The organism is Duganella kummerowiae, assembly GCF_053572355.1.
Genome location: NZ_JBKFEH010000028.1, coordinates 1 through 13980, shown reverse-complemented (window position 1 = coordinate 13980; position 13980 = coordinate 1). Strand labels below are relative to the sequence as shown.

Below are 13980 nucleotides of genomic sequence, written 5' to 3'. Positions count from 1 at the left end.
TTTTTTCTTTCCCCCCCCCCCAGGCCGTCCAGCGCGTCGAACACGCCGGCCAGCACCAGCAGCACGGCGGCCAGCCGGTAATCCTGCGCGCTGCCGACGGTGGCGTTGTCGACCGAGATGACGATGCTGCCGAAGCCGCACGCAATCGACAGCAGGGTGACCATGCTGGGCAGGGCAAATTTGGCGCGCTGCAGGCGCGTGGAAGGGGTAGGATTCACTGGAAACAGTCTCAAAAGCGCAACGCCGGCCGGGAAGCAAACGGCAATGAAGCGGCAATAAAGCGGCAAGCTTACCACTCCGGCACGGTTTTCCGTAGTGTACGCAAGTTGATGATTCCTTGAGGTAAGGTATGCTCGGGTCCGTGAGTTTTCTTTTAGAATCCTTTAAACCATTCCGTCGGAGCGCGTCCATGTCCACACCCCTGCGTCGCCATACCCTGCTGCCTGCCGTCCTGCTGGCGGCCTTGCTGAGCGCCTGCGGTGGCGGCGGCAGCAGCAGCACTGCCCCGGCCGCCTCGACCGGCAACCCGGTGCTGGTGGCCGGCGCCCCCACCCTGACCGGCGACACGGCCTACGACAGCGTGGCCTGGATCAATTACCGGCGCGGCCAGGCCGGCGTCCCCACCCTGGTCCGCAACGGCTTCCTGGACAAGGCGGCCCTGGCGCACTCCAACTACCAGTACCTGAATAATGTCGTGGCGCACGAGGAAACGGCCGGCAAGACCGGCTATACCGGCGCCAATACCCAGGCCCGCATGGCGGCGGCAGGCTATACCTCGCTGTCGCTGTCGGGCGAAGTGATCTCCGCCGCCAACAGCACCTCCGGCTTCTACCACGCGGAGCAGCTGATCACGGCCATCTACCACCGCTTCGTGCTGCTGGAACCCACGTTCAAGGAGATCGGCACCGGCGCCGTGACCTCCAGCAGCGGCTACACCTATTTCACGGCCAACCTGGCGGCCGCCAACGGCCTGGGCAGCGGGCTGGCGGCCGGCGCCCTGGCGGTCTATCCCTACAACGGCCAGACCCAGGTCGACACCAGTTTCCAGAGCGACGCCGAGGAACCGGACCCGGTGCCCAACCAGAACGTGGTCGGCTACCCGATCAGCGTGCAGGGCAATTACAGCAGCGCCACCGTGCCCACCATGGTCGTCACCAGCTTCACGGTGGCGCCGCGCGGCGGCAGCGCGCTGGCCACCCGGATGCTGACCAGCAGTACCGACAGCCATACACCGGGCTTTGCAGCCGCCATCATCCCGCTGTCCACACTGAGCAGCAATACGGTGTACGACGTCAGCTTCGCCGGCTCCATCAACGGCACACCCGTGACTCGCAACTGGTCGTTCACGACGAAGTAAGCGCCCAGCCACCGCTGCTGGTAAAAAAATAGCGGTGGCGGCGTGCACGGCGCGGCAGCTCTGCTATCGTAAGGGTTTTCCAACAATGCCGCAAAGCAATGACCGCAAGCAGCGATAGCGCCCCCCTGGACATGGCCGAAGGCCTGGAACGGCTGATGGGCGACCATGCCCTGTACCTGCAGATGCTGCGCCGCTTCCGCAAGACCTACCTGGATTGCGCGCCGCGCCTGCGCCAGTTGGTGGCCGATGGCGACTGGGATGGCGCCGCGCGGCTGGCCCACACGCTGCAGGGCGCGGCCGGCATGATCGCGGCGCATCGCGTATTCGATCTGGCCACCATGGTGGAAGCGGCCTGCGCCAACCAGATGGCGCCCTTCGTGCTGGGGCAGCTGGAGCAGGCCCTGGCGCTGCTGATGCCGGCCATCGATACCCTGGTTGAACGGCCTGCCTCCCTGGAGCCGTCCGTCTCGCCGGGGACGCCGACTGCCACCGCGCAGCCGGGGCGCAAACTGCTGGTGCAACTGGCCTGCCTGCTGGAAGAAGGCGACGGCGCCGCCATCGATGTACTGGAAGAATCTGGCGGCGAACTGGCGGCCAGCCTGGGAAAAGCGACCTACGAGGACGTGGCGGCCGCCGTGCACCGCTTCGATTTCGAAGGCGCGCTGGAGATCCTGTCCGCCAGGCTATGAGCCCAGGGAAGCACTTCCCTAACGGGTGTATTCCTTTTCTTCGTCGAAAGCGTCGGCGCACTCCTTGTCGCAAAAGCGGCGCACATTATCCAGCGGTTTTTCGCAATACCAGCACGAGCCCTTGGGCGGCAGGCTGTGGCGCGTGCGCGCGGCGGCCGTCAGGGCCGGGGGCGGACTGCCGGCGTCCGGCGCGCTGTCCTGTATCGGTTCCAAGATTCTTCTCCTTTGCAGCGATGGGCGGGGTCAACGTTGGCAAGGTTACTTCAGTGGAATACAGCGGCCATGAGAATTCTCAAGGGAAACGCCTGAGGCGCCGAATTCATCCGTTCGCCGGTCAATCATAACAAAGAAGTCGCGCGCGCCGCGTGTCCCTCACGGCCATCTGCGGGGCATATTTTTTTCAATGGGAAGCGGCGTGGCGATAGGCGTTCGGGCGGCATCGACCTGGGCGACGCTCGATGACGGGCGCGGCGCGGATGCCACGCGCTATCGAAATGTCACCCGCCCGACCACATCGGCCACATTGCGCGCGGTGGCGATGTCGCGCCGGCCGATACTGCATAACCGCATGCGCGGACGGCGCCGGCCAGGTCAGCGCGGCAGCAGGCCGGTGGATTCCACCGTTTCGATGTCGCGCAGGCTGGCAAAAGTGTCATCGATGCCCAGCTGGTCGCGCAGGGGGAAGCCGTCCTCCAGGGCCACCAGCTGGCCGTCGCCGGTCTCGGGCAGGTAGGCAAACTGGGGGAAGCGGGCGCGGCCACGGGTGGCCAGCTCCTGCAGCGTGCGCGGCGCGGCGCGCAGCGGGCCGTTGCGCACGCGCAGCTGACGCTCCTGCTGGCGCTGCTCCAGGCGCTGCTTGAGCGCCTCCACGGCGGCGGTCAGGCGGTCCAGCTCGGCGCGCTGGTCCAGCATGGCTTGCTCGCTCAGTTCATCTTCCCACTGCGAGAGCTTGAGCAGTCCCATCTTGTGCAAATTCTGGCGCTGCAGGCCCAGCAGGATGGCGGCGGCGCGCTCCTGTTTGGCTTCCAGCTCGTGCGCATCCTGGGTCTCGCCGCCGGCGCGGTGCCATTTGTCGGCAAAATCGAACACCAGGCCGTCGAAATAAAAATAGATGGGCAGGCTGCGCTGCTGCGCAAACTCCAGCACCTGGCGCGGCGTGACCTTCCAGCGCGCGGCCAGTTCGGGCAGGGTCAGGGTAAGTGGTTCAGTCATGTTGATCAAGCCGCCAGGGGTGCTTGCTGCACGCGCAGCGGATCGTTGGCAAAGCGCTGCGTGGCCTGCCACAGGTCATAGGCGTTTTGCTCGGCCAGCCACAGGCGCGCCTCGCCGCCACGCTCCACACCCAGCCAGGCCTCGATCCGCAAGGCCATTTCCGGCGAAATCGCCGCGTGGCCGTTGAGCACCCGGGACAGGGTGACACGATTGACGTCCAGCTGCTGCGCGGCCTCGGTGACGGACAAGCCCAGCGCGGGCAGGACGTCATCGCGCAGCGTGAGGCCTGGATGAGGTGGATTGAACATGCGTGCCATACCGTTTCCCTAATGATAATCTTGATAATCCGCGAGAATGGCATCCATCCCTTCGAACTTGAAGGTGAGACGCCAATTGCCATTCACCGAGACGGAAAAATGTCCCTTGAGTGCTTTGCCTTTGAGCGGGTGCAGGGCCCAGCCGGGAAGGTTCATTCCCTGTGGAGAGGTGGCCTCGTTCAAACGACGCAGCATGGCGCCCAGCCTGGGGGCATGGGCCGCCTGGATGCCGGCCATGCTACCGGTCTCGAAAAAAGCCTTCAGTCCCTTGTGCTGAAATGTCTTTATCATGAGTCATTGTAACGCGTAGCGTTACGCGACACAAATGACCGCCGTCAAGAAGAACTGCTATTTGCCGATGCAGAACCGGCTGAAGATCACCCCCAGCAAATCATCCGACGAGAAGGCGCCGGTGATGCTGGAGAGCTGCACCTGCGCCAGCCGCAGCTCCTCCGCAAACAGGTCCAGCGACTGGTCGTCGCGCGAGGCGTGTTCCCCGGCGCGCGCCAGGTGGGCGCCGGCGTTCTTCAGTGCGATCAAATGGCGCTCGCGCGCCAGGTACAGCGATTCGCCGGTCTGCTGCCAGCCGGCGATGCGCAGCAGCTCGGCGCGCAGCAAGTCGATGCCGACCCGCTCGTGCGCCGACAGGTAGACATGGGTGGCGTCCTCCATGGCATCCACCGCCGGCTTGTGGCCGGACAGGTCGATCTTGTTCCAGATGCGCAGCACCGGCACGCCGGCCGGGAAGGCCGCCATGATGTTTTCGTCGGCCCGGGTCGGACCGTGGTCGGCGTCCAGCAGGTGCAGGATGACGTCGGCCTTGCCGACCTCGCCCCAGGTGCGCTCGATGCCGATGCGCTCCACCACGTCCACCGCCTCGTCCTTGCTGCGGATGCCGGCCGTGTCGATGATGTTGAGCGGGATGCCTTCGATCTGGATAGTCTCGCTGACCTTGTCGCGCGTGGTGCCCGCGATCGGCGTGACGATGGCCACGTCGGCCCCGGCCAGCGCGTTCAGCAGCGAGGACTTGCCCACGTTCGGCTGCCCCACCAGCACCACGTTCAGCCCCTCGCGCAGCAGCGCGCCCTGGGCCGCCTGCTGGAACACCTGGTCCAGCGCCTTGACGATGGCGGCCAGCTGGCCGCGCGCGTCGGATTTTTCCAGGAAGTCGATTTCCTCCTCGGGGAAGTCCAGCGTGGCCTCGACCAGCATGCGCAAATTGGTCACGCCATCGACCAGCGCGTTCACTGTTTTCGAAAACGCGCCGGACAGCGACTGCGAGGCCGACTTGGCGGCGGCCTCGGTGGAAGCGTCGATCAGGTCGGCCACGGCTTCGGCCTGGGCCAAGTCCAGCTTGTCGTTGAGGTAGGCGCGGCGCGTGAATTCGCCCGGTTCGGCCAGCCGCAGGCCCAGTTCCGCGCCGGCTTCCAGCACGCGCTGCAGCAGGATTTGCAGCACGATGGGGCCGCCGTGGCCCTGCAGTTCCAGCACGTCCTCGCCGGTGTAGGCGTGGGGGCCCTTGAACCAGATCGCGATGCCCTGGTCGATCACGCTGCCGTCGGCCTGCCTGAAGGGGATGTAGGTGGCATGGCGTGGTTGCAGCGCGGTGGCGCCGAACAGGGCGGCAATCAGGGGCTGCAAATTCTTGCCGGAGGCGCGCACGACGCCGATGCCGCCACGCCCTGGTGCGGTGGCGATGGCGGCGATGGGGGAGGAATCGAGTTTCATGGGGTGATTGTAAGGGATGGGCGCGAACGGTACAGCGCGCCATGGAAAAAGCCCGCGCGGGCGCGGGCTTTTGGCAACATGCGGGCATCGGATACTCAGCATGGGCTCCCGCGTGCGCGGGAGCGAGGTTCGGGCCGCTGCGTCACGCTGCTGCGGGCTGGGCGAACTTCTTGCTGATCACGTACTGCTGGCCGATCGACAGCACGTTGTTCACCACCCAGTACAGCACCAGGCCGGACGGGAAGAAGAAGAACATGACCGAGAACGCCAGCGGCATGAACAGCATCATCTTGGCCTGCATCGGATCGGCCGGGGCCGGGTTCAGCTTGGTGGTGATGTACATGGAGATTGCATACAGCACCGGCAGGATGCAGTACGGGTCATGCTGGGCCAGGTCGGTGATCCAGCCTATCCAGGGCGCACCGCGGATTTCCACCGAGGCTTGCAGCACCCAGTACAGCGCGATGAAGACCGGCATCTGCACCAGGATGGGCAGGCAGCCGCCCAGCGGGTTGATCTTCTCGGTCTTGTACAGCTCCATGGTGGCCTGGTTCATCTTGGCCGGATCGCCCTTGTAGCGCTCGCGGATGGCCTGCATCTTGGGCGCCACCACTTTCATCTTGGCCATGCTGCGGTAGCCGGCCGCCGACAGCGGGAAGAACAGCAGCTTGATCAGGATGGTGAAGACAATGATGGTCCAGCCCCAGTTACCCAGCGCCTTGTGGATCTGCTCCATGACCCAGAAGATGGGCTTGGCGATCACGGTCAGCCAGCCATAGTCCTTGACCAGTTCCAGGCCCGGGCTGACCGGCTCCAGCAGCTTCGATTCCTGCGGCCCCGAATACAGGCGCGCGCTGTTGGTGGCGCTGGCGCCCGGCGCCAGCGTGCCCAGCGGCTGCACGGTGCCGATCGCGTACTGGTTGGTGGTGACCTTCTTGGTGAAGATGTCGCGCGTCAGCTTGTCCTGCGGGATGAAGGCGGACACGAAGAAGTGCTGCGAAATGGCGACCCAGCCATTGTCGGCCTTGACCGGATGGTCCTGGGCCATGGGCTTGCCGGTCTTCTGGGCTTCCTCGGCGGCCTTTTCCAGGCTGTCGAACTTCATCTTCTTGTAGTGGTCGGCCGCCGTGTACATGGTGGGGCCGGTGTAGCTGCTGTTGAAGAAGGAATCGCCGACCGGCTTGTTGCCGTCGTGGACCAGCTGCATGTACAGCTGCGGCGCCACCGGGGCCGCGCCCACGTTGGTGACGTCGTTGCGGATGTCGATCACGTAGTCGCCGCGCTTGAAGGTGTAAGTCTTGGTCAGCTTGACGCCGCCCTGCTCCGCGTCCAGCACCAGCTGCACCTGGTTGGCGTCGTTCAGCATGCGGGCGCCGGGACGGGCCACGAAGCCGGTGTTATGGTTGGGCAGGTTGGGCGCGCCCACCAGGCCGCTCTGGGCCAGGTACACATTGCCGACTTTTTCGTCGACGTCGAACAGCACTTCGTTCTTCTGGTTGTCGTCCGGGGCGCAGGCTTTCAGCAGGCCGAAGCAGCCGCCGAACCAGCCCGGATGGCCGGCCGCCTTGTACTTGAGCAGTTCCAGGCGCTTGATGGTGCCGCCCAGGGTGTCGATATCGACCCGGAACACGTCGGTGGTGATGGTGATGCGCTCACTCTTGAAGGGCTCAGCGGCGCCGGGCGTGCCCGGTACGGCGGATGGATTGGCGCTGGCGACGGCGGCGGCCGGCAGCTCGGACGGCTTGGCCGCAGGCGCCTTGGCGGCCGGCGGCGCGGGCGCGAACATGGAGGGATGGCCGTTGGAGACCTGCCAGTTGTTGAACAGAACAACCAGGGACACGGCAAACACGATCCACAGGATGGTACGCTTATTGATATCCATTAGGGTCTTTATCAGGAGTGGTTGCAACCGCAAGCGGTCGTTGAGGAAGCGGCCGGCGGCACGGGATCATGCCCGCCCGGATTCCACGGATGGCAGCGGCACACGCGTTTGGCGGCCAGCCAGCTGCCGCGCGCGGCGCCGTGCACTTGCAGCGCTTCCAGCGCGTAATTGGAACAGCTGGGATGAAAACGGCAGCGCGGCCCCAGCAGCGGACTGATGGTCAGCTGGTAGGCCCGCAGCAGGAAACGCAGGATGGCACTCATGGCGATGGCGTGGAGGCCGGTGCAGCCGCCGGCGCGTCAGTCGGGGCGGCAGCCGGCGCCAATACCGGCGCTACTGCAGGCGCGACGACGGGCGCGGCAGCGGCACCCGGCGCGGACGGCGCAGGCGATGGCGCCGGCGCGGCCTGCCTGGCCGACTGGCGCGCCTGGGCCGCGAACATGCGCGCCAGCTCGGCGCGCAGTTCCGCCTTCAGCCTGGCCGTGGTGGCCGGGCCGTCCTTGCTGTTGACGGGGCGCGCCAGGCGCACCACGCAGTCGATGGCCGGCAATGCGGTAACGCGGAACAGCTCGCGGGTGACGCGCTTGATGGTATTGCGCGTGACGGCGCGCGGCGCAAAGCGCTTGGCCACCACGACGCCCAGCCGCGCGTGCGGCAATTGGTTCAGGCGGGTGTAAAGCACGAAGTGCGCGCTTTTTTGCGTAGGGCGCAAACGAAAAACGGATGAAAATTCATCCGTTTTAACGATGCGCCGAACGCGCGCGAAGTCGTGTGAACCTTCGCCTGTCGAGCCGTTGGAAGAACAGCTGTCCACGCGATCAGCGTACAAGCAGCAGGCTTATACGGCCAGGCGCTTGCGGCCCTTGGCGCGGCGGGCGTTCAGGACATCACGGCCACCACGGGTAGCCATACGAGCGCGGAAGCCGTGGGTACGCTTGCGACGCACGACGGAAGGTTGGTAAGTACGTTTCATGTTGGTCTCGCTAGAAAGCAAAAAAAATGCAAAATCGGGAACAACTTCCCGTCAAATAGGTGCGAATGACAATCGCGCACTCATGCCAACGTTGCGCGGCACAAGCAGGTCATTTCATCGCCCGCCAAGAGGACGCTTCAAAATGACCATGGCGTCGTTGCAGCTCCTGGCCGTGCAGACGCACTGTCTTCGGAGCCGCGCCTCGCCACGCTCATTTTGAAACGTCCTCTAAAAATCCCTGCTTACTCCATATAACGCCTGGTGCAAAAACACGGATAAACACGGAATACGGGCGGGGAACCCTGAATTATCAGCATTTCCCCCTCCCTTGTCAACCTCCGGGCAAGGCCCGCCAGCGCCCGGGCCCGCGAGTTGTTAACAAATTTTCCCGGCGCCCCTGTGGATAACTTTGGACTTCGGGGGTAGAATAGCGCGTTACGTGTGGCGCATGCAGCGGTTTCCGGCAGCGCCCTCCCAAGCTTTTTACAGTAGACGATTCATGGAAAATTTCTGGCAGACCTGTTCCGCACAACTGGAACTGGAGCTGACGCCGCAACAATTCAGTGCTTGGATCAAGCCCCTGGTGCCGCTCGATTACGAGAACGGCAAGTTGCGCGTGGCCGCCCCCAATCGCTTCAAGCTCGATTGGGTCAAGACGCAGTTCGCCAGCCGCATCACGGCCCTGGCCTGCCAGTATTGGGAGGCGCCAACCGAGGTGCAGTTCGTGCTCGACCCGCGGACGAACGCGCCCAAGAAGCCGGCCACCGTCACGCCGGTACCGGACTTCAACGGCGGCGCCCCCGGCTTGGCCATGCGCACCGGCGACCCGGTGCCCAGCGTGCCCGAGCTGCCGGCCTCGGCCGCCCCGCGCCGCGAGCAAAGCCGCATCAACACCGACCTCACCTTCGAGAGCTTCGTGACCGGCAAGGCCAACCAGCTGGCGCGCGCGGCCGCCATCCAGGTGGCCAACAATCCCGGCGTGTCCTACAACCCGCTGTTCTTCTACGGCGGCGTGGGCCTGGGTAAAACCCACTTGATCCACGCGATCGGCAACCAGGTCATGGCCGACCAGCCGGGCGCCAAGATCCGCTACATCCACGCCGAGCAGTACGTGCGCGACGTGGTGACCGCCTACCAGCGCAAGGGCTTCGACGACTTCAAGCATTACTACCACTCGCTGGACATGCTGCTGATCGACGATATTCAATTCTTCGGCGGCAAAAGCCGCACCCAGGAAGAATTCTTCTACGCCTTCGAAGCGCTGATCGCGGCCAAGAAACAGATCATCATCACCTCGGACACCTATCCGAAAGAGATCACCGGCATGGACGACCGCCTGATCTCGCGCTTCGACTCCGGCCTGACGGTGGCGATCGAGCCGCCCGAGCTGGAAATGCGGGTGGCCATCCTGCTGAAAAAAGCCAAGCAGGAAGGCGTGACCTTCTCGGACGACGTGGCCTTCTTCGTGGCCAAGCACTTGCGCTCCAACGTGCGCGAACTGGAAGGCGCGCTGCGCAAGATCCTGGCGTACTCGCGCTTCCATGGCAAGGACATCACGATCGACATCGTCAAGGAAGCGCTGAAGGATTTGCTGTCGGTGCAGAACCGCCAGATCAGCGTGGAAAACATCCAGAAGACGGTGGCCGACTTCTTCAACATCAAGGTGGCGGACATGTACTCCAAGCGCCGCCCCGCCAACATCGCGCGCCCGCGCCAGATCGCCATGTATCTGGCCAAGGAGCTGACGCAAAAAAGCCTGCCCGAGATCGGCGAGCTGTTCGGCGGCCGCGACCACACCACCGTGCTGCACGCCGTGCGCAAGATCGCCCAGGACCGCACCAAGAACCCGGAGTGCAACCACGAGCTGCACGTCCTGGAGCAGACCTTGAAAGGATAGGCCGTCGCTCCCGCGAACGCGGGAGCCCATGCTGCGCTGACGCCAACGCGACTCCAGCTCAGCCTAGGCACCCGCCTACGCGGGTGCGACGGTGGCGGCCACGGGGCTTTGCCATTATGATTTAAGCAAACCGCAGCAAAGAAGAATTGTTTCAAACTTACCAAGAGGATAATCCATGCAACTGGTCAAAACCACCCGAGATACGTTACTTCGGCCACTGCAGATCGTGAGCGGTATTGTCGAGCGTCGGCACACTATGCCGATTCTGGCCAATATCCTCATCCGCAAGGACGGCGAAAGCGTATCCTTCCTGTCCACCGACACTGAAGTGCAGATCACCACCCACGCCGAGATCGGTTCCGGCGCCGACGTGACCGGCACCACCGTGGCCGCCCGCAAGCTGCTGGACATTCTGCGCGCCCTGCCGGAATCCGGCGACGTGACACTGACCCTGCTGAACAAGCGCCTGACCGTACAGAGCGGCAAATCGCGCTTCGCCCTGCAGACCCTGGCCGCCGAGGAATTCCCCACCGTGCAGCAGGCAGACAGCTTCAACGCCACCGTCACCCTGCCGCAGAAGACCTTGAAGCACCTGTTCAACATGGTGCACTTCTCCATGGCCCAGCAGGACATCCGCTACTACCTGAACGGCCTGCTGCTGGTCCTGGACGGCACCAACGTGATTGCCGTGGCCACCGACGGCCACCGCCTGGCCTTCTGCCAGGTGGAGACCGAACAATCGTTCGCGCGCCAGGAAGTGATCATCCCGCGCAAGACCATCATTGAACTGCAGCGCCTGCTGGAAGAAAACGACGAGCCGGTGCAGCTGGACATCGCCGCCAGCCAGGTCAAGCTGAACTTCGCCGACATCGAGCTGATTTCCAAGCTGGTGGAAGGCAAGTTCCCCGACTACACCCGCGTCATCCCCAAGGGCTACAAGAACGAGTTCACCATCAGCCGCGATGAGCTGCTGCGTTCGCTGCAGCGCGCCGCCATCATGACCAGCGACAAGTTCAAGGGCGTGCGCTGCATCATCACCCCGGGCAGCCTGAAGATCAGCTCCACCAACGCCGACCAGGAAGAAGCGGTCGAGGAACTGGAGATCGACTACGGCGGCGACAGCGTGGACATCGGCTTCAACGTGACCTACCTGCTGGACGTGCTGAACAACCTGAAGTGCGACCAGGTCAACATCGCGCTGGGCGACTCGAATTCATCGGCCCTGATCTCGATACCGGACAACGCCGACTTCAAGTACGTCGTCATGCCGATGCGGATCTAAGCGGCTGGCTAGCCGCGCGCGCACCACCAGAAATTTCCAGCAATTCGTTTTTTGAGAAAGCAGTCCATGTCCGCCATTCCAGAACAGAATCCCGTCCCGGTCAAGACCGAAGAATACGGCGCCTCCTCCATCCAGATCCTGGAAGGCCTGGAGGCGGTGCGCAAGCGTCCCGGTATGTACATCGGCGACACCTCGGACGGCACCGGCCTGCACCACCTGGTGTTCGAAGTGCTGGACAACTCGATCGACGAAGCGCTGGCCGGCTACTGCTCGGAAATCCACGTCACCATCCACTCCGACAACTCGATTTCCATCACCGACAACGGCCGCGGCATTCCGGTCGGCCTCAAGATGGACGACAAGCACGAACCCAAGCGCTCGGCTGCCGAGATCGTGCTGACCGAGCTGCACGCCGGCGGCAAGTTCGACCAGAACTCCTACAAAGTCTCCGGCGGCCTGCACGGCGTGGGCGTGTCCTGCGTGAACGCGCTGTCCAAGCTGCTGCGCGTGACCATCCGCCGCGACGGCAAGGTGCACCAGATGGAATTCGTGCGCGGGGTGGCGCAGAACCGCGAAATCGAGATGCGCGACGGCGTGGCCGTCTCGCCCATCAAGGTCATCGGCGAAACCGACAAGCGCGGCACCGACGTGCACTTCTGGGCCGACGAGGAAATCTTCACCCACGTCGAATTCCACTACGAGATCCTGGCCAAGCGCATCCGCGAACTGTCGTTCCTGAACAATGGCGTCAACATCAAGCTGACCGACCAGCGCACCGGCAAGGAAGAAATCTTCGCCTTCGAAGGCGGCACGCGCGGCTTCGTGGAATACATCAACAAGGCCAAGACGGTGCTGCACCCGACCGTATTCCAGGCCACCGGCGAGCGCCTGTCCGACCAGGGCACCAATATCTCGGTGGATGTCTCCATGCAATGGAACGACGCCTACAACGAACAGGTGCTGTGCTTCACCAATAACATCCCGCAGCGCGACGGCGGCACCCACCTGACCGGCCTGCGCGCCGCCATGACGCGGGTGATCAACAAGTACATCGAAGAAAACGAATTCGCCAAGAAGGCCAAGGTGGAAGTGTCCGGCGACGACATGCGCGAAGGCCTGACCTGCGTGCTGTCCGTGAAGGTGCCGGAGCCGAAGTTCTCGTCGCAGACCAAGGACAAGCTGGTGTCGTCCGAGGTGCGCGGCCCGGTCGAGGAGATCGTCGCCAAGACCCTGTCCGACTACCTGCAGGAAAAGCCGAACGACGCCAAGATCATCTGCGCCAAGATCGTGGAAGCGGCGCGCGCGCGCGAAGCGGCCCGCAAGGCGCGCGACCTGACCCGCCGCAAGGGCGTGATGGACGGCCTGGGCCTGTCCGCCAAGCTGGCCGACTGCCAGGAAAAAGACCCGGCGCTGTCCGAACTGTACATCGTCGAGGGTGACTCCGCAGGCGGCTCGGCCAAGCAGGGCCGCGACCGCAAGTTCCAGGCGATTTTGCCGCTGCGCGGCAAAGTGCTGAACGTGGAAAAGGCGCGCTTCGAGAAGATGCTGTCCTCGGAGCAGATCACCACCCTGATCGCCACCCTGGGCACTTCCATCGGCCCGGACGAATTCAACGTCGAGAAGCTGCGCTACCACCGCATCATCATCATGACCGACGCCGACGTCGACGGCGCCCACATCCGCACCCTGCTGCTGACCCTGTTCTACCGCCAGATGCCGGAACTGGTCGAGCGCGGCCACATCTACATTGCCCAGCCGCCGCTGTACAAGGTCAAGGCTGGCCGCGACGAGCGCTACCTCAAGGACGACCTGGAGGAAGCCGGCTACATGATGAACGTGGCGCTCAACACGGCCGCCCTGATTCCGGCCGAAGGCAAGGACCCGATACAGGGCGAGGCGCTGGGCGAGCTGGTGCGCCAGTTCAATATGTCCAACGCCATCATGACGCGTTTGACGCGCGTGATCGACCGCGCCGCGCTGACCGCCATCATGACCGGCGTGACCCTGGACCTGAGCACCCAGGAAGCGGCCGAAGCCTCGGCCAAGGCCATGGCGGACCAGATCAACGACATCGCCGTGAAGGTGGTGGTGCGCTCGGACGAGCTGTCCGAGAAGCACATGCTGCGCATCGAGCGCATGCACCACGGTAACGTGAAGGTCAGCGCCATCGATGCCGACTTCGTGCAAAGCGCGGATTACCAGGTGCTGGCCAGCGCGGCCGCCACCTTCAGCGGCCTGATCGGCCCGGGCGCCATCATCCGCCGCGGCGAAGGCGAGCGCACCAAGGAATCGGTGGTGGTGGACTTCCACCAGGCCATGCAGTGGCTGCGCGACGAGGCGGAGCGTGTGGTGTCCAAGCAGCGCTACAAAGGGCTGGGGGAGATGAACCCGGAGCAGCTGTGGGAGACCACCATGGACCCGGCCGTCCGCCGGCTGCTGAAGGTGCAGATCGAGGATGCCATTGCGGCGGATCAGATCTTTACGACCTTGATGGGGGATGACGTTGAGCCGCGTCGGGCGTTTATTGAGAATAATGCGCTGCGGGCGGGGAATATTGACGTTTGATCGTAAGCGGCCAGCGCATCCACCTATGAATCCATGTAGCCCCAGTCCAAACTCCGCATTTTTAGCTGGAGATGAGAA

15 protein-coding genes are annotated in these 13980 nt (G+C 64.0%); 5 read left to right on the top strand and 10 right to left on the bottom strand.

Features of this window, described 5'->3' with window-relative positions; all coding sequences use genetic code 11:
• Window positions 1–194 (bottom strand): CDP-alcohol phosphatidyltransferase family protein (locus ACLB1G_RS27415; protein ID WP_491630447.1); only part of this gene is annotated, 194 nt, incomplete at its 3' end.
• 215 nt (window positions 195–409) lie between these two features.
• Between ACLB1G_RS27415 and ACLB1G_RS27410 the strand changes: the two genes are divergently transcribed.
• Entirely contained in the window at window positions 410–1357 is a 948-nt protein-coding gene (locus ACLB1G_RS27410) for a CAP domain-containing protein (protein WP_491630446.1), read from the top strand.
• A 98-nt stretch (window positions 1358–1455) separates the two neighbouring features.
• The gene (locus ACLB1G_RS27405; RefSeq protein ID WP_491630445.1) at window positions 1456–2046 is read left to right on the top strand and encodes an Hpt domain-containing protein; all 591 of its coding nucleotides are present in this window, start codon (window positions 1456–1458) and stop codon (window positions 2044–2046) included.
• Between the two features lie 18 nt (window positions 2047–2064).
• On the opposite strand, the gene ACLB1G_RS27400 is transcribed toward ACLB1G_RS27405, so the two are convergent.
• From ACLB1G_RS27400 to rpmH, 9 genes are all read right to left on the bottom strand, one after another.
• Window positions 2065–2259, bottom strand: a complete 195-nt coding sequence (locus ACLB1G_RS27400; RefSeq protein WP_491630444.1) for a hypothetical protein — start codon at window positions 2257–2259, stop codon at window positions 2065–2067.
• A 378-nt stretch (window positions 2260–2637) separates the two neighbouring features.
• Window positions 2638–3258, bottom strand: coding sequence for a hypothetical protein (locus ACLB1G_RS27395; protein WP_491630443.1), 621 nt, complete (start codon window positions 3256–3258; stop codon window positions 2638–2640).
• A gap of 5 nt (window positions 3259–3263) precedes the next feature.
• Entirely contained in the window at window positions 3264–3575 is a 312-nt protein-coding gene (locus ACLB1G_RS27390; protein WP_491630442.1) for a HigA family addiction module antitoxin, read from the bottom strand.
• 9 nt (window positions 3576–3584) lie between these two features.
• Entirely contained in the window at window positions 3585–3866 is a 282-nt protein-coding gene (locus ACLB1G_RS27385) for a type II toxin-antitoxin system RelE/ParE family toxin (protein ID WP_491630441.1), read from the bottom strand.
• Window positions 3867–3923: 57 nt separating this feature from the next.
• On the bottom strand, window positions 3924–5303 hold the full coding sequence (gene mnmE / locus ACLB1G_RS27380; protein ID WP_491630440.1) for a tRNA uridine-5-carboxymethylaminomethyl(34) synthesis GTPase MnmE: 1380 nt from the start codon (window positions 5301–5303) through the stop codon (window positions 3924–3926).
• Window positions 5304–5445: 142 nt separating this feature from the next.
• Entirely contained in the window at window positions 5446–7185 is a 1740-nt protein-coding gene (gene yidC, locus ACLB1G_RS27375) for a membrane protein insertase YidC (RefSeq protein WP_491630439.1), read from the bottom strand.
• A gap of 11 nt (window positions 7186–7196) precedes the next feature.
• Complete coding sequence (gene yidD / locus ACLB1G_RS27370; RefSeq protein WP_491630438.1) at window positions 7197–7448, bottom strand: membrane protein insertion efficiency factor YidD; 252 nt, start codon at window positions 7446–7448, stop codon at window positions 7197–7199.
• Entirely contained in the window at window positions 7445–7999 is a 555-nt protein-coding gene (rnpA, locus tag ACLB1G_RS27365) for a ribonuclease P protein component (protein WP_491630437.1), read from the bottom strand. Before rnpA ends, yidD begins: the two co-directional genes overlap by 4 nt.
• A 24-nt stretch (window positions 8000–8023) precedes the next feature.
• Complete coding sequence (rpmH, locus tag ACLB1G_RS27360; RefSeq protein ID WP_010401996.1) at window positions 8024–8158, bottom strand: 50S ribosomal protein L34; 135 nt, start codon at window positions 8156–8158, stop codon at window positions 8024–8026.
• Between the two features lie 499 nt (window positions 8159–8657).
• Here rpmH and dnaA point away from each other — a divergent pair, with 499 nt between their 5' ends.
• The 3 genes from dnaA to gyrB all read left to right on the top strand — a co-directional run bounded on the left by dnaA (window position 8658) and on the right by gyrB (window position 13902).
• Window positions 8658–10055 carry a chromosomal replication initiator protein DnaA gene (gene dnaA, locus ACLB1G_RS27355; protein ID WP_491630436.1) on the top strand — a complete coding sequence of 466 codons (1398 nt, stop codon included), beginning with the start codon at window positions 8658–8660 and terminating at the stop codon, window positions 10053–10055.
• 175 nt (window positions 10056–10230) lie between these two features.
• Window positions 10231–11337, top strand: coding sequence for a DNA polymerase III subunit beta (gene dnaN, locus ACLB1G_RS27350; protein ID WP_491630435.1), 1107 nt, complete (start codon window positions 10231–10233; stop codon window positions 11335–11337).
• Between the two features lie 66 nt (window positions 11338–11403).
• Window positions 11404–13902: a DNA topoisomerase (ATP-hydrolyzing) subunit B gene (gene gyrB / locus ACLB1G_RS27345; protein ID WP_491630434.1), complete on the top strand. Its 2499-nt coding sequence runs from the start codon at window positions 11404–11406 to the stop codon at window positions 13900–13902.
• Window positions 13903–13980 lie beyond the last annotated feature (78 nt).